Raw genomic sequence first — 23,579 nt, forward strand, 5'->3', positions numbered from 1 at the left:
GTGCGGACCGGTCGTCGCCCCCGGTCCGACCCGCAGGCCGTGTGGGATTCCTTCGGGCGACTCGATCGCCGCAGGGGCGGCCGAGAACTGGGCGGCCGAGAATCGGGCGGCCGGGAACCGGCAGCCCCAACCGGGTCCCCGGCCCGCAGACGTCCGCATTTCAGATCCGCCCGCCCGGAGCGCACCATGTCCTCCCCGACCTCGCCCACCCTGAATCTCGACGGCCTCGACCTCGCCGCCCTGCTTTGCTCCCGCGTCTGCCACGACGTGATCAGCCCTGTCGGCGCGATCGTGAACGGGCTCGAGGTCCTGGAGGACGACCAGGACGAATCGATGCGGACCTTCGCTCTGGAGCTGATCGGCAAGAGTGCCCGTCAGGCCTCGGCGCGGCTGAAATTCGCCCGCATCGCCTTCGGGGCCGCGGGCTCGGCCGGTGCCTCGATCGACCTCGCCGACGCCGAGAGCGTGGCTAAGGGCATGTTCTCCGACGAGAAGACCAAGCTGACCTGGAGCGCGCCGCAGGCCCTGTTCCCGAAGAACAAGGTCAAGCTGCTCCTGAACCTCGTGATGGTCGCCACCTCGGCGATTCCCCGGGGCGGCCTGATCGACGTCGTCGTCTCCGGCGATGCCGAGGCGCCCACGCTCGTGCTCAAGGCCAAGGGCTCGCATGCCCGCATCCCGCCCCATGTGGAGGAGTTGATGGCCGGAAGCCCTGAGAGCGGCACCGTCGATGCCCACGGCATCCTGCCGTTCTACGCGGGCCTCGTGGCGCGGGCCGCCGCCATGGATGTGCGATTCGCCATTGAGGGCGATGAAGTGACTATCACCGCCACGCCCACAGTGATCAGCCTGCCTGAAATTCCTGGCGGCGAGGCTTCGGACACGGCGCTGGCCTGAAATTCTGAAAAACCAAAACGCGGGGCCGGGATGGAAACGCTTCCCTAACCCCGCGCCAGTAAGTAGGTTGCGCGAGACCTTCTCCGCGTAACGAGTAGCGACTATGGACGACCTGCTTCGCGAGTTTCTGACCGAGAGCGGGGAGCATCTCGACACGGTCGATGCAGAACTGGTGCGATTCGAGCAAGATCCGAACAACGAGACGATTCTACGGAACATTTTCCGTCTCGTGCACACGATTAAGGGAACCTGCGGATTTCTCGGCCTCCCGCGGCTCGAAGCCTTGGCGCATGCCGCGGAAACCTTGATGGGTCGCTTCCGCGACGGGCTGCCCGCCACCTCGGCTTCCGTCACCCTGATCCTGCTCACGCTGGACCGGCTCAAGGCGATCCTGGCCGATCTGGAAGCCACCGGAACGGAGCCCTCCGGCTCGGATGACGACCTCATCTCCGCCCTGGAGCGCATGTCCGAGGGGCCGCACGAGCCCGTGGCCGCCGCCCCGCCGCCGGAGCCGGTCCTGCCTGATCCGGTGGTCCGCGAACTGAAGCCCGGCGAGGTCTCCCTGGAAGATCTGGAGGCCGCCTTCATGTCCGCCCCGGGGCCGGACGAATCCGATTTCCTCGCGCCGCCGCCCCCCGTGGCTCCGGCTCCGACGCCGGCACCCGCCGCTCCGGCAGCCGTCGCCCCGGCGGCGCCGAAGGCCGAGGTGAAGATCGAAGCGAAGATCGAAGCGAAGGCCGAACCGGTCGAGGCCGAGAAGCCCGAGCCGGCCCGCGTCGAGAAGGTTGAGGGCGCCGAGGGTGAGGCGACCGCCGCCGCCAAGAACCAGACGATCCGGGTGAACGTCGACACGCTCGAGCACCTGATGACCATGGTCTCGGAGCTGGTGCTGACCCGCAACCAGCTCCTCGAGATCGCCCGCCGGCACGAGGATTCGAGCTACAAGGTCCCGCTGCAGCGCCTGTCGCACGTCACCGCCGAGCTGCAGGAAGGCGTCATGAAGACGCGCATGCAGCCGATCGGCAATGCGTGGCAGAAGCTGCCGCGCGTGGTGCGCGACCTCTCGGCCGAACTCGGCAAGCAGATCGACCTCGTGATGGTCGGCAACGAGACCGAGCTCGATCGGCAGGTCCTTGAGGTCATCAAGGACCCGCTGACCCACATGGTCCGCAACTCGGCCGATCACGGCCTCGAATCGACCGCCGAGCGCGTGGCGGCGGGCAAGCCCGCCCGCGGCACGATCCGGCTCGCCGCCTACCACGAGGGCGGCACGATCACGATCGAGATCGCCGACGACGGCAAGGGCCTGAACCTCGCGGCCATCCGCAAGAAGGCGGCGGAGCGCGGGCTCGCCTCCCAGGCCGATATCGAGCGGATGACCGACGCCCAGGTCGCCAAGTTCATCTTCCACGCCGGCTTCTCGACGGCGGCGGCGGTGACCTCGGTCTCGGGCCGCGGCGTCGGCATGGACGTAGTCAAGACCAACATCGAGACCATCGGCGGCCTGATCGACATCGCCACCACGGCGGGTCGCGGCACCACCTTCACCATCAAGATCCCGCTGACGCTGGCCATCGTGGCCGCCCTGATCGTGCGGGCCGGCGAGCATCGCTTCGCCCTGCCGCAGGTGGCCGTGCTGGAACTGGTGCGGGTCGATGCCGGGGCGCAGCGGGTCGAGCACATCAACGGCGCGCCGGTGCTGCGCCTGCGCGAGCGGCTCCTGCCGATCGTCTCGCTCACCGGCCTGCTCGGCCAGTCGAGCCCGGGCGCGGAGACGGACCAGGCGGGCTTCGTGGTGGTCGCCCAGGTCGGGCGCGAGCGCTTCGGCATCCTCGTCGACGAGGTCTTCCACACGGAGGAGATCGTCGTGAAGCCGATGTCGGTGAAGCTGCGGCACATCCCGATGTTTGCCGGCAACACGATCCTCGGCGACGGCGCCGTGGTGCTGATCGTCGATCCCAACGGCGTGGCCCGCCAGGTGGCGCAGGGCGTCCAGGGCAGCGGCGGCCACATCGACTCCGACGCCGACGAGGCGGTGGAGATGGCCGACACCAAGACCACGCTCCTGGTGTTCAAGGGCGGCCAGGGCAGCTTCAAGGCAGTGCCGCTGTCGCTCGTCACCCGCCTCGAGGAGATCGAGTGCGCCAAGGTCGAGTGGCTCGGCGGCCGCGCGCTGATCCAGTACCGCGGGCGCCTGATGCCGCTCGTCCCGGCGGACGCGGCGATCACCATCAAGTCGGAGGGGACGCAGGCCCTGGTGGTGTTCTCCGACGGCGAGCGCGCCATGGGCCTCGTGGTCGACGAGATCGTCGACATCGTCGAGGAGCGCCTCGACATCGAGATCGCGGCCGACCGGTCGGACCTGATCGGCTCGGCGGTCCTGCGGGGCCGGGCGACCGACATCATCAACATCGCCCACTTCCTGCCGCTGGCCTACGACGATTGGGCACGCGGCCTGAAGCGGCCCGAGCAGATCTCCACGATCCTGCTGGTCGACGACTCGGCCTTCTTCCGCGACATGCTGAGCCCGGTGCTGAAGGCGGCGGGCTACCAGGTGATCACGGCGGCGAGCGCGGATGCGGCGCTGGCGGCCCTCCAGTCCGATCCGCAGATCGAGGTGGTGGTCACCGACCTGGAGATGCCGGGCCGCAGCGGCTTCGATCTGGTCGCCGCCATGCGGCGCGCCGAGCCGCGTCTCGCCGGTCTTCCGGTGATCGGCCTCACCGGCGCGATCGGTGCCGACGCGGTGGAACGGGCCCGGTCCCTGGCGATCAGCGATCTCGTGGCGAAGTTCGACCGCAGCGGCCTGATCTCGGCGCTGGCCGAGATCGGCGCCGCTACGGTGTCGAAAGCCGCCTGAGCCTCTGCGCGCCGCCCGCCCCACGCCGATCGCGACGATCGCGACGAACGAATCCGGAGAGTTCCGATGCAGGCTGCCAACGCCAACACCAGCGGCGCCCCCACCAACGGCGTCGAGACCGGCGCCACCGACGACTTCGTCACGGTCTATGTCGGCGAGACGCTGTTCGGGCTGGCGATCGAGCGGGTCCACGACGTCTTCGTGCCCTCGGGCGTGACGCCGGTCCCCCTTGCGCCGGCCGAGATCGTGGGCCTTCTGAACCTGCGCGGCCGGGTCGTGACGGCCATGAGCCTGCGCCGGCGCCTGGGCCTGCCCGACGCGGAGGCCGAGGCGGACGGCACCAAGGCCAGCCCGAAGATGGCGATCGGCCTGGAGCAGGCCGGCGAGACCTTCGCGCTGGTGGTCGACGGCGTCGGCGAGGTGCTCAAGCTCGGGGCCGACAGCCGCGAGGCGGTGCCGATCAACTTGGATCCGCGCTTCCGCGATCTCGCCACCTGCGTCCACCGCCTCGACGGGCGGCTCCTGGTCATCCTCGACGTGGACGCGCTCCTCGGCTTCACGCCCGCCGGCGCCAAGGCGGCTTGAGGGAGAGGTCGATGAAGGCGCCGCACGAGACCACCTGCCTGGTGGTGGACGATTCCGCGGTGATCCGGAAGGTCGCCCGGCGGATCATCGAGGATCTCGGCATGAATGTCAGCGAGGCCGAGGACGGCAGCGCCGCCCTCGAAGCCTGCGCGGCCAGCATGCCCGACGCGATCCTGCTCGACTGGAACATGCCGAACATGGACGGCTACGCGTTCCTCCAGGCCCTGCGCCAGAGCGAGGGCGGGGGCGTGCCGAAGGTCCTGTTCTGCACCACCGAGAACGATGTCGGGGCCATCGCCCGCGCCCTCCGGGCGGGGGCGGACGAGTACATCATGAAGCCCTTCGACCGCGACATCCTGACGGCCAAGCTCGAACAGGTCGGACTCGTCGCCGACGCGGCCTGATCGCAAGCCTCCCGACCCGCGGCCCTAGCCCCGCGATCCTAGCCCCGCGACCCTGCACCCGAGGCAATCATCATGGCCCTGAGTCCCGCGGTTGCCCCGCTGCGTACGCCGCCAACCCAGAGCACGACCTCATCGGCCACCGCGATCCGGGTTCTGGTCGCCGACGATTCCGCCGTGGTGCGCGGCCTCGTGGCCCGCTGGATCGGCGAGGCCGGCTTCGAGCTCGTCGGCACGGCCTCGAATGGGCGGATCGCCCTCGAGCTGATGGCCAAGCACGACCCGGACGTGGTTCTGCTCGACATCGAGATGCCGGAACTCGACGGCACGACCGCGCTGCCGCGCATGCTCGCCATGAGCCCGAGCGTGCAGGTCGTGATGATGTCGACGCTGACGACGCGCAACGCCGACATCTCGCTGAAATGCCTCGCCCTCGGGGCGGTGGACTACATCGCCAAGCCCGAAAGCAGCCGCGGTGTCACCACCTCGGACACGTTCCGGGTCGAGCTGATCGAGCGCGTCCGCGTGTTCGGCTCGGCCCGCACGCGGACCCGGCGCCCGGCCTCCGCTAGTCATGCTCCGGGGCACCATGCCGCGCCCGCGCCCGTGCCCGCGGCCGCCGCGCATCCGGCCCCGGCCACGCCGCGCCCGGCAACCCCGTTCACGCTGCGGCCCAAGGTCCGCAACCGGACCCAGCCCCGGGCCCTGCTGATCGGCTCCTCCACGGGCGGGCCCCGCGCGGTGGGCGAGATGCTGGAGGGTATCGGCGCGGCCGCCCTGCGGCGCCTGCCGGTCCTGATCGTCCAGCACATGCCGCCGATCTTCACGGCGGTCTTCGCCGAGCACCTGTCCACCCGCACCGGGATCCCGGCCGCCGAGGGCAAGGCCGACGAGCGGGTCGAGCCCGGGCGGATCTACGTGGCCCCGGGCGGCCGACACATGGGGCTGGCCGCCGGGGCCGGCGGCCCGATCATCAAGCTCACCGACGGGCCGCCGGTGAATTTCTGCCGCCCCGCGGTCGACGTCCTGTTCAAGGATGCGGCGGTGGTGTTCGGCGCCGCCACCGCAACCGTGATCCTCACCGGCATGGGCTCGGACGGGACCAACGGCGCCCGGGCGCTCACCGAGGCCGGCGGCCCGGTTCTCGCCCAAGACGAGGCCACCAGCACGGTCTGGGGCATGCCGGGCAGCGTCGCGCGGGCCGGGCTCGCCGAGGCTGTGCTGCCGTTGCCCGAACTCGCGACGGCGCTGCGCGCCCTGATCACGGGGCAGCCGGCATGACCGAGCTCGAGTTCGAATTCCTGCGCACCTTCCTGAAGCAGCGCTCCGGCCTCGCGCTGACCCCGGAGAAGCGCTACCTCGTGGAGAGTCGGCTGACCCCGGTCTGCCGCCGCTTCGGCCTCGCCAGCCTCGGTGACCTGATCGGCGCCCTGAAGCTCGGCCAGAACGGGGCGATCGAGCGGGCCGTGGTCGAGGCCATGACCACGAACGAGACCTTCTTCTTCCGCGACCGGATCCCCTTCGACCTGTTCCGCGACACGCTCCTGCCGGACGTGCTGGCGCGCAATGCCGGCCGGCGCCGGCTGCGGATCTGGTGCGCGGCGGCCTCCACCGGGCAGGAGCCGTACTCGCTGGCCATGCTCCTCCAAGAGGCGGCGCCGCGGCTCGCCGGCTGGCAGGTGGAGATCGTCGCCACCGACCTGTCCACCGAGGTGATCGAGAAGGCCAAGCTCGGGCTGTACAGCCATTTCGAGGTTCAGCGCGGCCTGCCGGTGCAGTGGCTGATCAAGTACTTCACGCAGGTCGGCGAGCAGTGGCAGATCGCGCAGAGCCTGCGCAGCATGGTGGATTACCGCCAGCTCAACCTGCTGCACAGCTTCGCCTCGCTGGGCCAGTTCGACGTGATCTACTGCCGCAACGTGCTGATCTACTTCGACGCCCCGACCAAGTCGGACGTCCTGGCGCGGCTCGCGGCGCAGCTCGCCCCGGGGGGCGCGCTCCTGCTGGGCGCCGCCGAGACGGTGATCGGCCTGACCGACAGGCTCTCGCCGAACCCGAAGCACCGCGGCCTCTACGGCCACGCCGAGGCCGTGGCGCGCCCGGCCGAATCGGCGCCGCTGCGCATGGCCGCGAGCCTCTGAGCGGCGCGACCGGGGTTCCCGGTCGCGCCTCGGCTGCCGGACGGTCCCGGCAGCCAGAACCACGACGGGGATCCGGGCGATCCCGGAAACGCGGCTTTAAGAACCGCGTGGGTAATTTGCACACGGACCCGCCGCCGGGCGAATCCGGCTCATCCGTGACCCAAATCCCCTCATGAGTACCGTCTCGTCTACCGCGACGTCGCAGCTCTCCGCGCAGCGATGGTCATCACCTCCGTCACCCAAGACCCAGATTTCCGATACGATCAGCAGCGCGCTGTCGGCCGGCACGATCAGCAGCAGCGACGCCACGGCGCTCACGAGCGCGCTGAGCAGCATCGATTCGAGCCTTTCGTCGGACCGCTCGGCCTCCGGCAGCACCACAACGCAGGCCAAGCTCGCCCCGTCTTCCATGAAGGAGCGGATCGACGGCCTGATTGCCGATCAGGTCAGCAGCGGCAGTCTCACCGCCGACCAGGCCACGGAGCTGAAGAACCTGTTCGCCAGCCACGGCCAGAGCACCCAAAGCGCCGACGCCACCAGCGACGTCGCCGGTCCAGACGGCCCGCCGCCCGGGCCTCCGCCCGGCTCGCTGCCGGGGAACGCTGCATCCGGAGACACCGGAAGCGGGACCTCGTCCTCCACCTCCGTCACGCAGCCGGCGAAGGACCTGCTCTCGACCTTCATCCAGCAACTCCAGAGCAGCCAGTCGGGCAGCGCCAGCTATGGAGCAAGCGGCACCACCAACAGCAGCAGCACCATCTCGGCCCTGCTGGTCGACTTCCGGAGCTGAGCCGGCGCTGCGCGTGCGGTCGGCCGGGGGCGTTCCGCCAGACGCATCGCCCGTCTGCGTGCGGCCGGGGTCGACCCCGGCCGCGCGACGCGGCATCACTCCGCCCTCGCATTCGCGCGACCGGACAGGGTCGGGAGGCACGGCATGGCGGCAGGTTCGGGGACCGGATTGTCCAAGGTCGCGTTCATCGGCACGGGCGGGACGATCGCGTCCCTCGGCCGCGACGCCCTCGACATCCTCGACTACAGCGCCACCGACCGGCGCCTCGAGGCCGGCGCCATCCTGGACGCGGTTCCGGAACTCGCAACCGTGGCCGCCGTGGTGCCGGTGCCGTTCCGGGCGGTCCCGAGCCCGGCGATCGGGTTCGCCGAGTGGCGCGACCTCGTCCGGCTGTGCGAGCGCGTCGCGGCCGAGCACCCGGATCTCTCCGGCATCGTCATCGGGCACGGCACCGCCACCTTGGAGGAGACCGCCTACGCCCTCAGCCTGACCCTGACGATCGACCTGCCGGTGGTGCTGGTCGGTTCGCAGCGGCCGATGAGCGCCCTCTCCACCGATGCCAAGCTGAACCTCGTGGCCGCCATCCGCACGGCCGCGGCGCCGGCCTCCCGCGGACGCGGCGTGCTGGTGGTGCTGAACGATGAGATCCAGGCGGCGCGCGAGGTGACCAAGAGCTCGGTAGCCCGGCTCCAGACGTTCCGGACGCCGGATTTCGGTGTGCTCGGCCAGGTCGACGGTGACAGCGTCCACTATTATCGCCGCTCCGAGCGCGCCCATGCGCCGGGCACGCCCTTCGACATCCGCACTCTGTCCGCGCTGCCGCGGGTCGACATCGCCTATGGGTACGCCGATGCGGACGGCACCGCGGTCCGGGCCTTCCGGTCCGCCGGCGCGCGCGGCCTCGTCTCGGCCGGCCTCGCTCCGGGCATGACACCGCCGGCCGAGGCCGAGGCCCTGGAGGCGGCGGCTGACGCCGGGATCGTGGTGGTGATGTCGACCCGGGCCGGCAGCGGCGTGGTCCCGCTCACCTCCCGGCTGCGCAGCCGCGGCATCCTCAGTGCCGACAACCTCACCCCGCAGAAGGCCCGGATCCTGCTCGCCCTGGCACTGACCGTCACGAGCGAGCCCGAGGCTGTGGCGCGGCTGTTCGCGACCTATTAGGGAGTGCCTCCCCGCCGCGACGTGGCCCCGACGGCTCGCTCGACCCGATCAGGCCCCCGCGGTCCGGCGTGCCGCGCGACGGCCGCCACCGCGAGCCCGTGAGGAGCGCGCGGCTGCGCCGTCAGGCTCGGCGAAGGGGTATCACGCGGGCCGGTCACCGGTCCCGGAAGATCATCCCGCCCCGATCAAGCCCGGGAAGCCCACGGGGCTCCGCCGCGCGCGAAACCGTCGCCGGCCTGTGGGGCGAGTCCTCAACGCGGGCCAAGCGTGCGTTTTGGTCCATGAAGCCGCGCCGCGCCCGGATAGATCGCCGATCGGTTCAGCGCAGTCGTTCCGGGTAGCGTTGCTCCCGGACGACTGTAATCGACAAGGGCTGGATCCGGGGCGGCAGCGATCAGCATTGCCGAAGATGCTCGGAGCCGGCTCCCGCGCGGGGCGTGGCCGTCAACATATCCGCAGAAGATCGCGCTGTCCGCTCCGTCAACGGCCAGGGTGTGAAGCAGGATTATGCCATCGCCCGGCTGTGGTTCGAGAAGGCGGCCGGTGGCGCCGATGCGACGAAGGCCCCCGGCGACATCGCACGCCGCTAGGGCGCTGACCCGGAGCGGGAGCGCGGTCCTGACGCGCATCTGTCATGCCGGTGGACGCGGTCCCAACCGGTTCGGATGCGGCGAGGATGGGCTCGCCCGTTCTTGACCGGGCCCGTCCTCAGGTTTCACAGACCGATGCCCCTGATCGATCCCGCCCGTTCGCTCCTCCTCGTCATCGACGTCCAGGTCCGGCTGATGCCGGCGATCGCCGAGGGGGACGGGGTCATCGCCAATACCGGCCGCCTCGTCGCCGCCGCGCAGTTGCTCGACGTTCCGGTCCTGGTCACCGAGCAGAATGCCGGCGGGCTCGGGCCGACCGTGCCGGCGCTGGCGCCCGAGGCCGGGACGGCCGTCCCGAAGATGAGCTTCGGCGCCACCCGGACGCCGGGTTTCCTCGAGCGACTGCCCGCGGATCGCGATCTCGTGGTCACGGGCTGCGAGGCGCATATCTGCGTGCTGCAGACGGTTCTCGGGCTGCGCGAGGCCGGGCGCCGCGCCTACGTGGTGGCCGATGCCGTCGGCTCGCGGCGGATCGCGAACCGGGAGACGGCGCTCGCCCGCATGGCGGCCCACGGCGCCGAGATCGTCACCACCGAGATGGTGGTGTTCGAGTGGCTCGGCACGGCGCGGCACGAGCGGTTCCGCGACGTCGTCAAGCTCATCAAGTAGCCGTCGGCGCGGATCCCGGCCCTTGTCGCGACGCGCAATTCGCCGAACCGGCATCCGCTTCGGCGGAAGGCGGTCTAGGGACCGTCCAAGGCCGCCCGGGTCTGTGCGTCGGGGCCGATATCGTCGGTGCCGTTCATGCCCAGCACCTCGATCAGGCGCGTCCGGGCGCGGCTGACCCGGCTCTTGATCGTGCCCACGGCGACGCCGCAGATCGCCGCAGCCTCCTCGTAGGTGAAGCTCTGGGCGCCGACCAGGACCAGCGCCTCGCGCTGGGCCGACGGCAGGCGGTTCAGAGCGCTCTGGAACTGCGCCATCTCCATCCGGATCTCCTGCTCGGGGAGGGCGGTCAGGCGCCCGGCATGGACGCCGTCGGCATCCTCCACCTCGCGCTTGCGCTTGCGCTGCTCCGAGTAGAACAGGTTCCGCAGGATCGTGAACAGCCACGCGGTCAGGTTGGTCCCGCGGCGGAAGCTGTTGGCATTGACCCAGGCGCGCACCAGCGTGTCCTGCACGAGGTCGTCCGAGCGGTCGAGATCGTAGGTCAGCGAGAACGCGAAGGCCCGCAGCGCCGGGATCGCTCCCAGCAGGAGGTCGCGCATCTCGGCGTCGACGCCCAGGGGGGCCGGGCCGGATCCGCTCCCCGCGGGAGCGGCTTGCAGCATCAGGGTCATTGCGAGGCCTCCGTGTCGGAGCAGGCGGCGAGATCGTCGAGCAGCGTCCGGAGCCGGTCCGGAATCGGCAGGGCCAGGACGCCGGCATAGTGCAGGCGCAGACCGCGCCCGATTCGGTCTCGCGCCGCGTCGTCGATCGTTCGGCCAGGGCGGCGGTCCGGTCGCGCCGGGCGGGGTGCCGGGCAGGAGGAGGCCGCGGCGACGGTCCCGGCCGGGTCCGGACCCGCTTGGTCGTGCTCGGTCCCTGACATGGTCACGCCCCCTGCCGTCCGCGATGCGGCCCCGAGGGCCCGGCCGTCCGCCGGACCGCTGTCCCGGTCGGTTCGGCGAAGGCGCGTCGCATCGCCTTCCGGCACCGCTGGTAGGAGCGACGGATTTAATCGGCTCTGAACTGCATATTCAGCCAATTTTAATCTTCTAATGGCCCAGCTTATGCGAATTTTCTCAAAGTTACGCGCAGTTACAAATCAGAAATACTTGTTTTTAGCTTGACTGTTCAGACAATCATTCCGCCTGCCTGAACGGAGCATGAGCGGGTCACGGTCCGGGCGCAGGCCGGGCCGTACCTTGGATCGTGGCCTCAGTAAGCCCTGAGCCAGATCCGGAGGTCTGCGAGCCTGACGCTGGCGAGAGCGTTGCTGGACCCGTATCGTCGCGTGTGGAAAGGGTACAGGCGTGCGTGATCTTGGCGGAGGGGATATGCGTCCGTAGACGAATGAAGAAGGTCGTCAGTTCAACCGAAAATTGATTCATGCGGATCTCTTTGAAAGAAATCCAGAAACAGGCCGGTTAACTGGATTTTATGCCCGCTCATCCATAGCTTCAACTTCGCTTTGGAGCTGCGTTCGGACGATGAAGGCTTGGTTCTCGACACTTTCGATCAAGCACCGGCTTGTCGGCGCACTCGGCATCCTCATCGCCGGTCTGCTTCTCGTCGATGGCGTCGGGCTTCATGCGGTCGGCACCCTCGCTGCCGACCAGAGCAGCCTCGGCAGCAACACGCTGCCCAGCGTGCGGTATGCCAGTGAGTTGCGCGGCGACGTCATCGATGTGCGCGTCAGCGTCGTCAACCACATCCTCTACCCCGAAGCCGCGCAGATGCAGGCCGAGGAAGCTGCCTTGTCGCAGAAGACAGAGGCCGTGGCCGCCGCGATGCGCCATTACGCGCCGTTGATCGACACTGCGCGGGAGCGTGAACTGTTCGATGTGTTCGACCGGGAATGGCAACGCTATCTCGCGGCCATCCCCGGCGTGCTGGAACACTCGCGGACCGGCCGCAAGGAACAGGCGCTGCGCGAGAGCCTCATCGGCATCCGTCCCCATATCAAGGCGGCCTCCACGGCTCTCGAGGAGATCGTAGCGCTGGACAATGCCAAGGGGGAGGCGGCGGTCGCGCAAGGAGCAAGCACCGCATCCGGTGCCAAGCGGTTCATGCTTGCGATCGGCGCGGTCGCGCTCGTGCTTGCCACCGTGCTCGGGACAGTGATCGTGCGCAGCATCGCCGCCAGTGTCCACGCCGTGCTGGGGCCGATGCGGCAGCTTGCGGCCGGCGATCTCGCCGTCGCGATCCCGCATCAGGGCGAACGGAACGAGATTGGCCAGATCGCCGACGCCGTCCAGGTGTTCAAGGAGGCGGGAATCGAGGCGCGCCGGCTGGCCGCGCTGCAGGCCGAAGCCGACGCCGCCAAGATGCGCCGCGCCGAACTTCTCGACCGCATCACGCGCGGCTTCGAGAGGGAGGCCGGTGCGCTCACCGATGAACTGACAGAAGCCGCTACGGAGATGGAGGCGACCGCCGCATCGATGACGGAGATCGCGGCGCACACCAACACCCTCGCCGTCAGCGTCTCGGCCGCGGCGGAGCAGACATCGGGCAACGTGCAGCGGGTGGCGAGCGCGACCGAGGAGATGGCGGCCTCCGTTCAGGAGATCAGCGGACAGGTGACGCATTCGGTCGCGATTGCGACCTCGGCCATCGCGCGCGCGCAGGAGACGGGCTGCATCATCCGAGAGTTGTCCGACAGCGCCGAACGGATCGGCGCCGCGGCGGGCCTGATCTCGGGCGTGGCGGGTCAGACCAACCTGCTCGCCCTCAATGCCACCATCGAGGCGGCGCGCGCGGGTGAAGCGGGACGCGGCTTCGCTGTGGTGGCCGCGGAGGTCAAGACGCTGGCCGAGCAGACAGCAAAGGCGACGCAAGAGATCACCGCTCGGATCGATGCGATCCAGTCCGCCACGCGCGACGCGGTCGAGGCGGTGCAGGGCGTGAGCCGCACGATCGACGACATGTCCGGCATCGCCACCCACATCGCGTCGGCGATCGAGGAGCAGGGGGCGGCCACGCGGGAGATTGCGCGGAACGTGCAGGAGGCCGCACACGGGACCCAGCAGGTCACGGGCCATATCGGCTCGGTGCGCGAGGGGGCAAGCGATACAGGATCGGCGGCGACGCAGGTTCTCGGAGCCGCGCGCACCCTTGCGGTGCGGTCCGACGACCTCAGTCGAGCCGTCCGCAGCTTCCTGGACGAGGTTCGTGCAGCTTAGCGACGCGGCCGGGTATGGGAGCCAGCCTGCTGTCGCGGTGCCGGTCCAGCTGGGACCGGCAGGGACCTCTGCGGAATCTTGGCGCTCTCCTGGCGCCGGGATGCCAGTCACCCTGCCTTCCGTCTCCGGGAGGGTGTTTCGGGCTCAGACACCCGAATCCGCCTGGGCCCCTTCGCGGATTGCCGCCCATCCACCCCTGGCGGATCGGCGCGGGTAGCGGATCCGCCATGTCGGCCGACATTCGTCCGCTCCGCCTTGAGGATGCGCAGGGCGAGCCGCCGGCCCAGCTTGTCGGCCCAGCTTGTCGGCCCTTGGCCCCCCGTCATCCGGTCCGACCCGGCGGGCCGTGACCTCAGTGGCTGCCGCCGAGATACGCCGCCCGCACGGCCGGATCGTTGCGCATCTGCTGCGCCGGCCCCTGGAAGCGGATCCGGCCGTTCTCCAGCACGTAGGCGTGGTCGGCGACGCCGAGCGCCGCCATCGCGAACTGCTCGACGAGCAGCATCGTCACCTGCTCGGCCTTGAGGAGGCGGATGATCCGGAACACCTCCTCCACGAGCTTGGGGGCGAGCCCCATCGAGGGCTCGTCGAGGAGGAGGATCTCGGGCCGCAGCATCAGGGCCCGGCCCATGGCGAGCATCTGCTGCTCGCCGCCCGACAGGGTGCCGGCGAGCTGCGTGCGCCGCTCCTTCAGGCGCGGGAACAGCTCGAAGGCCCGTGCGCGGTCGGCCGCGACGTCGCCCTTGGGTCGCGAGCCCGTCAGCCGGGGGAAGGCGCCGAGCGTCAGGTTGTCCTCGACCGAGAGCGTCGGGAACACGCGCCGTCCCTCCGGGGAATGCGCGAGGCCGAACCGGGCGACGTCATGGCTCTCGAGGCCGCCGATCTCACGGCCGTTCAGGCGGATCGAGCCGGAGCGCGGGCGGATCATGCCCGACAGGGCGCGCATCGTCGTGGTCTTGCCGGCGCCGTTGGAGCCGATCAGCGCCACGACCTGCCCCTTCGGGACCGCGAAATCGAGCCCGTGCAGCACCTCGACCTGGCCGTAGCCGGCCGACAGACCCGTGACCTCAAGCATGGGCCATCTCCTCGTCGGCGACGGGACTGCCGAGATAGGCCTCGACCACCTTCGGATCCGCCTGCACCTCACGGGCGCTGCCCTCGGCGATCTTGTGGCCGAAATCGAGGACGCTGACGCGGTCGCACAGGCCCATCACCACGTCCATGTGGTGCTCGATCAGGATCACCGTGATCCCGGCATCCCGGATCTTGCGGATGATCGTCGTCAGCTCGGCGATATCGGGGGCGGTGAGACCCGCGGCCGGCTCGTCGAGGAGCAGCAGGACCGGGTCGAGGGCGAGCGCGCGCCCGATCTCGAGGAGCCGCTGCTTGCCGTAGGGCAGGTTGCGGGCCTCCACCTGCGCCAGGGCGCCCAGGCCCACGAAATCGAGCATCGCCATGGCGCGGGCGCGCTGCTCGCGCTCCTCCCGGCGGCGGCGCGGCGTGCCGAGGATCGCGTCGAACAGCGTGCCGCGGAAGCTGTGGTGGAGCCCGACCAGCACGTTTTCCAGCGCCGTCATCTCGCGGAAGAGCTGCACGTTCTGGAAGGTGCGGGCGACGCCGGCGGCGGCGATCTCGGAGGGGGTGCGCCCGTCGAGGCGCTTCGTGCCCTGGCCGCGGGCCAGGGTCACGCTGCCCCCGGTCGGCCGGTAGATGCCGGTGAGCACGTTCATCATCGTGCTCTTGCCGGAGCCGTTCGGCCCGATCAGCCCGTGGATCGTCCCCGGCCGCACCGTGAGGTCGACGCCGGCGAGCGCCTTGAGGCCGCCGAACTGCATCAGGGCCTGATCGACGGTGAGCAGCGGGTCGGCGCCCTTGCCGCCGCTCTGGACGCTCAGCGCCGCGCCCTCGGCGTGCAGGCTCTTGCCCTCGGCGGTGTGGGCCGGGCGCAGGGCCGGGATCATCTCGCGGACGAAGCCGACGATTCCGTCCGGCAGGTAGTACACCACGAACAGGATCATCAGGCCGAACACCGTCAGGCGGAAGTCGGTGACGGATTCGAGCAGCAGGGTCGCGGGGAAGAAAGCGAGGCACAGCCCGACCGGCACCAGCAGGGCGAACCGGTTCTCCTGGCGGCGCAGGAAGGCGAGGACGCCCACAACCAAAGCTGCGAGGGCGATGATTCCCGCCATGATCCGCACGAGCCCGATATCGGCGAGCACGTTCGGCATCATCACGATGATCGCCGAGCCGATGATCGGCCCCGCCCGCGACTTGCGCCCGCCCATCGTGACGGCGAGCAGGAACAGCACCGTGAGTTCGAACCCGTAGGAGTTCGGCGCCACGTAGCGCTCCGACCACGCGAACAGCGCGCCCGCGAGGCCGGCCAAAGCCGCCGAGATCACGAAGGCGTAGACCTTGTAGCGGTAGACGCTGACGCCCATGCAGTCGCAGGCGATCGGCGAATCGCGCAGCGCCTCGAAGGCGCGGCCGTAGGGCGAGCGCACCACGCGGTTGACGACCAGGATCGTGGCCAGCAGCGCGAGACAGACGAGATAGTAGAATTCGAGCTTGCGCCCGGCCGCGCCCCAGGGGGCCTGGAGGCCGAGGAGCGAGAAGTCGAGGACCCGGGCCGGCGGCAAGGTGATGCCCAGGGGGCCGTTCGTCAGCGGCGTCAGCTCGTTGATGAAGATCTGCACGATGGTGCCGAAGGCGAGCGTCACCATGGCGAGATAGGGACCGGTGACGCGCAGCGCCGGCACGGCGAGCAGCACGCCGAAGGCCGAGGTGACGCCGATTCCGGCCAGGATGCCCCACCACAGGCCGAGCTTGAAGTGGAGGAACAGCACCGCCGCCGAATAGGCGCCGACGCCGAACAGGCCGGCATGGCCGAGGCTCACCTGCCCGGTATAGCCGACCACGATGTCGAGCCCGAGGATCAGGATCGCGTAGATGGCGATCACCACCATCAGGTGGATGTAGTACGAGCTCGTGACCACGTGCGGGAAGGCGGCGAGGCACACCACCAGCAGCACGGCGCCGAGGACGCCGACGTGGCGCGACAGGCTCGGAGCGGCGGCCGGGGCGGGCGCTTGGGCGGGGGCGAGGGTCTGCGCCATGGCTCAGGCTGCCGTGAAGGATGCGCGGGAGGTCAAGCTCAGACCTTCTTGATGACCGCCTTGCCGAACAGGCCGACGGGGCGGATGGAGAGGACGACGAGGAGCAGGATCAGGCCCGGCACATCCTTGTAGCCGGTCGAGATGTAGAAGCCGGTCAGCGTCTCCGCGACGCCCAGGATCAGGCCGCCGACGATGACGCCGAGGCCGGATTCGAGGCCGCCGATGATCGCCACCGCGAAGGCCTTCAGGGCCAGCACGGAGCCCATCGTGGCGCCGGTCAGGGTGACGGGCGCCACCAGCACGCCCGCGAAGGCCGCCGTCATCGCGCTGATCGAGTAGGACAGGGTGATCACCTTCTGGGTGTTGATGCCCATCAGGCCGGCGGCGTCGATGTCGTTGGAGGTGGCGACGACCGCCTTCCCCCAGATCGACTTGCGATTGAAGATTTCGACCGCGAGCATCATCAGCAGTGCGCCCGCGACGATCAGCAGCTCCATCGGCAGGATGCGCACGCCGCCGACCTGCAGGGCGGTCTCGGGGAGCGGCGAGGGGAATTTCAGGTCGTCGCGGCCCCAGACGTTCTCGGCGACGTTCTTGAAGATGATGCCGAGTGCGATCGTCGCCATGATCCACCCGTACTCGGACTTGATCTTCACGGCCGGGCGCACGCCGAGGCGCTCGACCACCGCCCCGAGGGCGAAGCCGAAGACCAGGACCAGGGGGATCATCAGCCAATAGCCGATGAACGGCACCAGGGTCAGGCCGAACAGTGCCCCGAGCGCCAGCGCCTCGCCCTGGCCGAAATTCAGCGTCTTCGAGGTCGCGAAGGTGAGCTGATAGCCGAAGGCGATGGCGGCGTAGATCATGCCGACCGCGACGCCTGAAGCGATGAGCTGAAGCAGGATGGCCATGGGTCTACTGTCACCGGAGGGGCGGCCGATCCCGCAGCGGACGCCGCGGGATCGCTGGGCAGCTCGCGGACGGCCGCGCCGAGGCAAGCCCGCGCGGTCGTGAGGGACCTCAGTTCGAGGACTTCTCCTTGACGCGGACGACGCCCGCGTTCTTGGCGTCTTCGTCCTTGGCGTAGACGATCTTGCCGTCCTGCACCTTCCCGAACACGACCATGTTGCGCGAGATCGCGTTGTGGTCCTTGGCGGTGAAGGGCTTGTCGTAGGTGGTGACCACACCTTCGACCTTCTCGTTCAGGCTCTCGAGCGCCGTGCGGATCTTCACGCCGTCGGTGCTGCCGGCCTGCTTGATCGCCGCGGCGAGGAGGTAGATCGAGTCGTAGCCCTGGGCGCCGGCCACGGGGGTCGGGATCTTCGTGACGCCGTAGGTCTTGTAGTAGTTCTCCAGGAATGCCTTGCGCTTCGGCAGGGTCTGATCCTCGATGAAGGTCTGCGGCATGATCACGCCGTTGCCGTTCGCGCCGGCGATATCGATGAAGCTCTGCATCGAGGAGGGCCAGCTGGTGATCATCGGGACCTTCCAGCCGAGCTTGGCCATGCCGTTGGTGATCTGGGCCAGCTCCGGACCGATCCCGTAGGCGAGGATCACCTCGGCGCCGGCCTGCTGCGCCTTGAGCAGCTGGGCCGTCATGTCGACGTCCTTGATGTTGAACTTCTCGACCGCGACGGGCTTCACGTTCTTCGTGGCGAGGTACTTCTCGATATCCTCGCGTCCGAGCTGGCCGTAATTGGTCGAGTCGGCGAGGATGGCGATTTTCTTGTGGCCCTGGGCCAGGGCCTCGTCGACCATCAGGCCGGCCTGGAGCACGTCGTAGGCGGAGTTCCGGAAGACGTAGTTCGCCTCGTAATCCGGCTCCTTGAACTGGTTGGTGATGATCGTCCCGGTGGCGACGTTGTTGAAGACCGGGATTTCGGCCTCCTGGTAGAAGCGCTGGGCCGCGAGCGCGACGCCGGTATTGATGAACCCGACGGTGGCGACCACCTTTTCCTTGTTGATGAGTTCCTGCGCGACCTGCGCGCCGACTTCGTTCTTGGCCTCGTCGTCGCGTTCCACGAGCTGGATCGGGCGGCCGAGCACGCCGCCGGCCTTGTTGATCTCGGCGGCGGCGAGCTTGGCGCCGTCGCGCATCGAGACGCCCATCGAAGACGAGCCGCCGGTATAGGGGCCGGTCAGCCCGATCTTGATCGGGTCCGCAGCCCTTGCGGAGGTCGATAATAGCGTGAACAACAGCACCGCGGCTGCCGCGCGACCTGCGAAGACCATCGTTTCCTCTCCAAGCTTCCGCTTGCGCGGCGTGCCCTTCACCGTGGCACTCTGACAGGCAGATCTCTTTGATCCAGGACGAGCCGTCAAGCTGTGGCTCTGATGAATCCCGGACGATCATTACAGTTTGTGCGGATGTGGCCGCTGAAAAGCTGCAGACGAGGAAAATCCAGGCGCGCCACCCGACCGGGTGGATTAATCGTCGTGCGCGTGCGTAGCGCGCAGGTGCGCTCCGGGGCTCAGGCATGACTTGCGGCGGATGTGTCCTGGCCATGGGTCCTGCCGTGACGGGCCGGCCCGTCACGGCAGCGGGATCGGCAGGAGCGCGCGCCACCCTGCCGCACCTCCGGGGCCGCGCCGTTCGGCATGGTAACGGCTGCCGCTCTCGGACGCTCTCCGAAGGTGGCAGTCAGCCAACCGCCCGGATCCGGCTCGCGCGCCTGCGGTCTCGCTGTGCTGGCCGGACCGGGTCGTCGGTGTTCACCACGCGGCCTGCAGGCCGGCGGAGACGAGCTGTGCGGTGGCGCCGGGGCGCAGGTCGCCGGTATAGCCCAGCGACAGCTGCACGCCGGGGGCGACCGGGCCGGTCAGGCTCACGCCCAGGACCGCTCCGTCCCGCCCCAGCCGGCTCGTCCGGGTCGAAAACCTCGCTCCAAACAGGCCCGAGCGCACCGTCGCGTCGGTGTCGGCCAGCTCGTGCGCCCAGTACGCCCGGCCCTCCAGACGCAGATCCGCAACCCCCGCCATGCGCGTCACGCGCCCGCCCACCAGACCGCGCGCCGCCTCCAGATCCGCAGCGGCAAAGCCCTGGCCGCCGAAGCCCTGGTTGACCAGCCCGCCCCGCTCGGACACCCGCCCCCGTACCAGGCGATCATAGCTGAACCCCACCTCCGGCACGAGCTCGACCGGCAGGCCCACCGCCAGCGCGTACCCGGCAAAGCCCGACACCCCGCCGTTCCAGCCGGACGACAGGCCGCTCGCCTGCGTCACCGCCGAGCCCAGCGCCACCGTCCGGTCGATCCGACCGTCCGCGTACGACACCCCCGCCGTGCCCCGCAGCACCACGGCGCCCAGGCGTGTCTGTGCGTACAGGTTGCCGCCGTAGCTGTCGGTGGCGAACCGCCCCAGGCCGGCGCCCCGCGACGTGCCGCCCGCGCGCAGGTAGCTGAACGCCCCACCCGCCTGCGTGTCCGCCCCAACCTGCCGGTCGACGCCCAGGAGCAGCCCGCCGGCGTCGAACCCTGCGCCCGACGCCGCCGCGTCGCCGGTCCGCGCGCCGAACCCGTACAGCGCCTCGGCCCAGACCCGGCCCTCGCCCACCGCCAGGGGCCGCTCCGCCGCCCCGGCGCCGCCATGCAGCTGCAGCGCCGTGCGGTTCGGGCCCAGGCCCGGATCGCCCGCGCTGAATGCCGCCGCGCCCCCGCCCAGCCCGCGCTGGTGCCGGTCGATCGTGTCGGCCAGCAGCCGGCGCGCGGCGAGATCGGCCATGAGCGCGTCGCCGTAACTCTGGCCTGACAGGCTCGCCAGGCCGGCCGGCAGGGCCGCCGGGCTGGCCGCGTAGAGCGGGTCGAACACCCGCGCCCGTGCCGCGTCCGGTCGGGTGCCGGCTTCCGGGCGCGCCAGGTCGAGGGCGGCGCCCACCGCCCGGGCATTGCCGGTCTGCGCCAGGCCCAGGCCGGCGAGGCTGCCGTAGACGGAAGGCGTGACCACGAGGTCGAGGCCGTTGGCGGCGTAGATCGCGTCGAAGCGCGTGCCGGCCGGCAGGCCCGATCCCGGCTGGGCCAGCCCGGTGAAGGAGCCCGACAGCCCGCCTTGAGCGGCGAGCACGCCGAAGCGCTGGCCGAGCGCCGGGGTGAAGCTGTTGGTGGCGTTCCCGGTGATGCCGCGCAGGACCGGCACCAGGGTGCCGCTGGCCGCGACCGTGCCGGTGGGCCCGAGCGCCAGGAGCCGGGCGTAGCTGCCCGCGCCGGTGCCGGTGGCCGCTCCGTCGAGGTCGAGGCCGAGGCTGCCGCCGGGGGTGAACGCCACCGGGCCGAGGACCGTGAGGGTGCCGGGGGAGTTGCCCGGCCGCAGTGCGCCGGCGACCGTGACCGGGGCCGCGATGGTGCCGATGCCGCGCAGCGTGCCGGCGGGCGCGACCGTGACGGGGGAGGTCCAGACGCCGTTGAGCGCGAGCGCGCCGGCCTGGATCGTGGTCGGGCCGGAGAAGCGGCCGAGTCCGGTGAGGGACAGCGTTCCGGTGCCGGCCTTGGTCAGGCTGGTCAGGCTGGCGGTCTCCAGGATGGCGCCGGCGTAAGCCGAGGAGGCCGCACCCGTGACCGTGAGGCTGCCGTTGCCCAGGACGGCGGTGGCGGTGCCCGACAGGCTCGGGACCGCGAGGGCGCCGCCGCCGAGGTCGAGGGCGCCCGTATTGGTCAGGCTGGTGAGGCCGGTGAGCGGACCGGTGATCTGGAGGAGGCCCTGGTTGATCAGCGCGCCGTTGAGCTGGCCGGAGAGCTGGGCGAGGCCGGTGTTGGTCAGGTTGGTGGTGAGGCTTCCGTCGCTCGTGATGAGGCCGGCATTGCTGAGGCCCGCGGGCGCGGTGAGGCTGGCGGTGGGGGCGAGGATGACGGTGCCGGCATTGCTGAGCGGTCCGACGAGGCTGTAGCGGCCTCCGCCTATGACGGCCAGCGTGGCGCCAGCGGCGTTGGCGAGAGCGCCATCGCTGGCCACGGATCCGGAGACCGCGAGCAGGCCGGCCTTATTGGCGATGGCGCCGTCGATGCGGCCGGCGCTGGCCAGCACGGTGCCGGCATTGGTCAGGCCGCCGCCGATTGTGCCGCTGGTGGCGAGGAGGCCGCTGTTGGCCACGCCACCCGCGAGAGTGCCGGTATTGAGCGCTTGGCCGGCATTGGTCAGGCCGCCCGTGAGGGCGCCGGCGTTGCTCAAGGAGCCGCTGTTGGCTACGGCCCCGACGATCGTGCCGGCGTTGCTCAAGGTGCCGCTGTTGGTCGCGCCGCCGATGATCGTGCCGGTGTTGAGGGTCAGTCCGGCATTGGTCAGGCCGCCCGTGAGGGTACCGCTGTTGGCGAAGGTGCCGAGATTGGCGATGCTGCCGGAGACGAGACCGGCATTGAGGAAGCTCGCGCCCGCACCGACGAGGACCGGGGCGGTGAGGCTGCCGGTGGCGGTCAGGGCCAGGGTGCCGGCGCCGACGATGGCGCCGCCCGTGACGGTGTTGGCCGCCGACAGGATCGCGGTGCCGGGCCCCGTCTTGACGAGGGTGCCCGGCTGGCTGCCGTCGGCGATCGCGCCGGCGAAGGTGGCGGTGCCGAGGTCGATCTGCAGGGTGCCGGCGCCGGCGAGGGTGAAGGGGCGGGCGGTGGTGAAGCCGTCGGTGAGGACCTCAAGGGTGCCGCTGCCGAGGGTGAGGCCGGTGCCGGCGGCGCCAAGATTGGCGTCGCGGGAGACGGCCAGCGTGCCGCCGTAGACGGCGGTGCCGCCGGCATAGGTGTTGGTGCCGGCGAGTTCCAGCGTGCCCAGCCCGGTCTTGATCAGGCCCCCGGGCCCGGAAATGTCACCGCTCAAACTCGCGACATCCAGCGGGGTCAGGGCTGTCGTCCCCATCAGGAAGACGGGGAGGCCGGTCGTGAATTGAGAGGCCAGGCTCAGGTTGCCCTGCAGCGCGATCATCGGCCGGGCGATGAGATCCGCGCTTTCGGGGGCAATGCGCTGATAACCTGCGAACCCGCTATCGGCGTCATAAATCAGATTGAAGCCACGGAGGATGGTGATCGTCGTGTTGATGTAGGTTGCGCCGGTGTCGCCGGTCTTCTTACTCTCGGCAAAGACGTCGCCGACGGGGGCGAGCGGATTGTTCGTGTCGCCGACCCTGAAGCTGTAAAGGGCCACGGGCGGGCTCGTACGCCCCGGCATGTAGACGGTCACGAGCGTTCCCTTGGGGATGTTCTCGCCGTCTTTGATGCTGCTGCCATCCGGGAGCTTGATATAGGCCGTGTAGACGCCGGTGTCGGGCAGAACGGTCCCGGAACCGATGGCGCCCCCGGCCTGCAGATCACCCGGTGTCATCTGCCATTCGATGGCCGTCCCGGCATTCGGACCGGCGGTCAATCTCAGGAACGTCGTCCCCTGCGTATTGGCAGCCGTCAGGCCAAGCTCGATGCCTTTCTGGGTGACGATGTAGCCGCGTACAAGCTTGGAGGCGTCGCCCGTGGCGATCCAATCGATATTGAGCAATGGATTGGCGTCGGGCGTTCCATTCGGAAAGCCGGACGCCTCGCGGCCGAAGCCGATACCGAACATCTGCGTGGTGATCGGACCGGTCACGGCAACCCCGTTCTTCGTTTCCGACGTCACCCGCAATATCGGGACACGCGTGGAGGCGACGAACTGTTGCTTGTCCGGGTCGTAGAGGTTGACGGTCATCTCATAGAGATCACCATATAAGTAGCGGTTGCTGCTGCTGTAATTGATCATTCCTGGTCCAATGGGACGTTGGCCAGGAGCGGGCTGCCACGCCGCCGAATCTTTGCCGATGGCGATGCCGGTGGACCCTGTATCGACCTGAAAGGGGCTCGACGTGTTGCTCGAGCCGAAGCTGATGCTCAGCGTCGCACCTGCGTTGGGTGAACCATCGGGTTTCGTCGCCGCGAAGACGATGGGGGAGGTGTAGGGGATGGTGATGCTGGTCGATTTGTCTGAATAGAGACTCCAGGCGACACCCTCGGCGCGGCCGGCCGTGGCCGGCATAGAGAGCGCCATCCCGGCAAAGAGCGCCGCGCGATAACGGTCAGCGAACGTCAACACTATCAACCTGCACTTCGAGCCACGACTTCGTGATCGCGCAGGAGGGGATGGATAGGTTAACAACTAGCAAACGAACCCGCTGGGCGGTTAGGGATTGTCTTCGCCTGACACATCGG

At 69.7% G+C, this 23,579-nt stretch carries 17 protein-coding genes; 10 read left to right on the forward strand and 7 right to left on the reverse strand.

What is annotated here, in order from left to right; all coding sequences use genetic code 11:
- The first annotated feature begins 186 nt into the window (after positions 1-186).
- The 9 genes from BLT59_RS06845 (at position 187) to BLT59_RS06885 (ending at position 10,094) form a co-directional block, all read left to right on the forward strand.
- Entirely contained in the window at positions 187-897 is a 711-nt protein-coding gene (locus BLT59_RS06845; protein ID WP_091777813.1) for a histidine phosphotransferase ChpT, read from the forward strand.
- A gap of 103 nt (positions 898-1,000) precedes the next feature.
- Positions 1,001-3,757 (forward strand): hybrid sensor histidine kinase/response regulator, encoded by a 2,757-nt coding sequence (locus BLT59_RS06850; RefSeq protein WP_091777815.1) that lies wholly within the window; start codon positions 1,001-1,003, stop codon positions 3,755-3,757.
- A 66-nt stretch (positions 3,758-3,823) separates the two neighbouring features.
- Positions 3,824-4,342, forward strand: coding sequence for a chemotaxis protein CheW (locus BLT59_RS06855; RefSeq protein ID WP_091777817.1), 519 nt, complete (start codon positions 3,824-3,826; stop codon positions 4,340-4,342).
- Between the two features lie 11 nt (positions 4,343-4,353).
- A complete protein-coding gene (locus BLT59_RS06860; protein ID WP_043352407.1) occupies positions 4,354-4,746 on the forward strand; it encodes a response regulator in 393 nt (130 codons plus the stop codon).
- A gap of 72 nt (positions 4,747-4,818) precedes the next feature.
- Entirely contained in the window at positions 4,819-6,024 is a 1,206-nt protein-coding gene (locus BLT59_RS06865) for a protein-glutamate methylesterase/protein-glutamine glutaminase (RefSeq protein WP_091777819.1), read from the forward strand.
- On the forward strand, positions 6,021-6,884 hold the full coding sequence (locus BLT59_RS06870; RefSeq protein WP_091777821.1) for a CheR family methyltransferase: 864 nt from the start codon (positions 6,021-6,023) through the stop codon (positions 6,882-6,884). The genes BLT59_RS06865 and BLT59_RS06870 overlap by 4 nt, the downstream gene beginning before the upstream one ends.
- Positions 6,885-7,056: 172 nt before the next feature.
- A complete protein-coding gene (locus BLT59_RS06875) occupies positions 7,057-7,674 on the forward strand; it encodes a hypothetical protein (RefSeq protein ID WP_091777823.1) in 618 nt (205 codons plus the stop codon).
- Between the two features lie 144 nt (positions 7,675-7,818).
- Positions 7,819-8,835, forward strand: coding sequence for an asparaginase (locus tag BLT59_RS06880; RefSeq protein WP_091777825.1), 1,017 nt, complete (start codon positions 7,819-7,821; stop codon positions 8,833-8,835).
- A gap of 725 nt (positions 8,836-9,560) precedes the next feature.
- Positions 9,561-10,094, forward strand: coding sequence for an isochorismatase family protein (locus tag BLT59_RS06885; protein WP_091777827.1), 534 nt, complete (start codon positions 9,561-9,563; stop codon positions 10,092-10,094).
- A 74-nt stretch (positions 10,095-10,168) separates the two neighbouring features.
- Here the strand turns inward: BLT59_RS06885 and BLT59_RS06890 are convergent, their stop codons facing one another.
- Together BLT59_RS06890 and BLT59_RS06895 are read right to left on the reverse strand one after the other, a co-directional pair.
- Positions 10,169-10,765 (reverse strand): sigma-70 family RNA polymerase sigma factor, encoded by a 597-nt coding sequence (locus tag BLT59_RS06890; RefSeq protein ID WP_091777829.1) that lies wholly within the window; start codon positions 10,763-10,765, stop codon positions 10,169-10,171.
- Positions 10,762-11,016, reverse strand: coding sequence for a NepR family anti-sigma factor (locus BLT59_RS06895; RefSeq protein ID WP_091778117.1), 255 nt, complete (start codon positions 11,014-11,016; stop codon positions 10,762-10,764). Before BLT59_RS06895 ends, BLT59_RS06890 begins: the two co-directional genes overlap by 4 nt.
- Positions 11,017-11,617: 601 nt before the next feature.
- Between BLT59_RS06895 and BLT59_RS06900 the strand changes: the two genes are divergently transcribed.
- Positions 11,618-13,309: a methyl-accepting chemotaxis protein gene (locus BLT59_RS06900; protein ID WP_091777831.1), complete on the forward strand. Its 1,692-nt coding sequence runs from the start codon at positions 11,618-11,620 to the stop codon at positions 13,307-13,309.
- A 352-nt stretch (positions 13,310-13,661) separates the two neighbouring features.
- On the opposite strand, the gene BLT59_RS06905 is transcribed toward BLT59_RS06900, so the two are convergent.
- The 5 genes from BLT59_RS06905 to BLT59_RS06925 all read right to left on the reverse strand — a co-directional run bounded on the left by BLT59_RS06905 (position 13,662) and on the right by BLT59_RS06925 (position 23,133).
- Positions 13,662-14,384, reverse strand: coding sequence for an ABC transporter ATP-binding protein (locus BLT59_RS06905; RefSeq protein WP_091777833.1), 723 nt, complete (start codon positions 14,382-14,384; stop codon positions 13,662-13,664).
- Entirely contained in the window at positions 14,377-16,425 is a 2,049-nt protein-coding gene (locus tag BLT59_RS06910; RefSeq protein WP_091777834.1) for a branched-chain amino acid ABC transporter ATP-binding protein/permease, read from the reverse strand. The genes BLT59_RS06905 and BLT59_RS06910 overlap by 8 nt, the downstream gene beginning before the upstream one ends.
- A 38-nt stretch (positions 16,426-16,463) precedes the next feature.
- Positions 16,464-17,336, reverse strand: coding sequence for a branched-chain amino acid ABC transporter permease (locus tag BLT59_RS06915; RefSeq protein ID WP_091777836.1), 873 nt, complete (start codon positions 17,334-17,336; stop codon positions 16,464-16,466).
- A gap of 109 nt (positions 17,337-17,445) precedes the next feature.
- On the reverse strand, positions 17,446-18,657 hold the full coding sequence (locus tag BLT59_RS06920; RefSeq protein ID WP_091777838.1) for an ABC transporter substrate-binding protein: 1,212 nt from the start codon (positions 18,655-18,657) through the stop codon (positions 17,446-17,448).
- 480 nt (positions 18,658-19,137) lie between these two features.
- The gene (locus BLT59_RS06925) at positions 19,138-23,133 is read right to left on the reverse strand and encodes an autotransporter domain-containing protein (RefSeq protein ID WP_210185967.1); all 3,996 of its coding nucleotides are present in this window, start codon (positions 23,131-23,133) and stop codon (positions 19,138-19,140) included.
- Positions 23,134-23,579: the final 446 nt, after the last annotated feature.

Origin of the sequence: Methylobacterium sp. UNC378MF (assembly GCF_900103195.1) — a bacterium.
GTDB lineage: Bacteria > Pseudomonadota > Alphaproteobacteria > Rhizobiales > Beijerinckiaceae > Methylobacterium.

Coding starts and splice junctions, on each gene's coding strand:
- BLT59_RS06925 (WP_210185967.1), bottom strand. CDS start 23,133: ATGATCAATTACAGCAGCAGCAACCGCTACTTATATGGTGATCTCTAT.
- BLT59_RS06855 (WP_091777817.1), top strand. CDS start 3,824: ATGCAGGCTGCCAACGCCAACACCAGCGGCGCCCCCACCAACGGCGTC.
- BLT59_RS06895 (WP_091778117.1), bottom strand. CDS start 11,016: ATGTCAGGGACCGAGCACGACCAAGCGGGTCCGGACCCGGCCGGGACC.
- BLT59_RS06890 (WP_091777829.1), bottom strand. CDS start 10,765: ATGACCCTGATGCTGCAAGCCGCTCCCGCGGGGAGCGGATCCGGCCCG.
- BLT59_RS06920 (WP_091777838.1), bottom strand. CDS start 18,657: ATGGTCTTCGCAGGTCGCGCGGCAGCCGCGGTGCTGTTGTTCACGCTA.
- BLT59_RS06850 (WP_091777815.1), top strand. CDS start 1,001: ATGGACGACCTGCTTCGCGAGTTTCTGACCGAGAGCGGGGAGCATCTC.
- BLT59_RS06915 (WP_091777836.1), bottom strand. CDS start 17,336: ATGGCCATCCTGCTTCAGCTCATCGCTTCAGGCGTCGCGGTCGGCATG.
- BLT59_RS06860 (WP_043352407.1), top strand. CDS start 4,354: ATGAAGGCGCCGCACGAGACCACCTGCCTGGTGGTGGACGATTCCGCG.
- BLT59_RS06845 (WP_091777813.1), top strand. CDS start 187: ATGTCCTCCCCGACCTCGCCCACCCTGAATCTCGACGGCCTCGACCTC.
- BLT59_RS06885 (WP_091777827.1), top strand. CDS start 9,561: ATGCCCCTGATCGATCCCGCCCGTTCGCTCCTCCTCGTCATCGACGTC.
- BLT59_RS06875 (WP_091777823.1), top strand. CDS start 7,057: ATGAGTACCGTCTCGTCTACCGCGACGTCGCAGCTCTCCGCGCAGCGA.
- BLT59_RS06880 (WP_091777825.1), top strand. CDS start 7,819: ATGGCGGCAGGTTCGGGGACCGGATTGTCCAAGGTCGCGTTCATCGGC.
- BLT59_RS06910 (WP_091777834.1), bottom strand. CDS start 16,425: ATGGCGCAGACCCTCGCCCCCGCCCAAGCGCCCGCCCCGGCCGCCGCT.
- BLT59_RS06865 (WP_091777819.1), top strand. CDS start 4,819: ATGGCCCTGAGTCCCGCGGTTGCCCCGCTGCGTACGCCGCCAACCCAG.
- BLT59_RS06900 (WP_091777831.1), top strand. CDS start 11,618: ATGAAGGCTTGGTTCTCGACACTTTCGATCAAGCACCGGCTTGTCGGC.
- BLT59_RS06870 (WP_091777821.1), top strand. CDS start 6,021: ATGACCGAGCTCGAGTTCGAATTCCTGCGCACCTTCCTGAAGCAGCGC.
- BLT59_RS06905 (WP_091777833.1), bottom strand. CDS start 14,384: ATGCTTGAGGTCACGGGTCTGTCGGCCGGCTACGGCCAGGTCGAGGTG.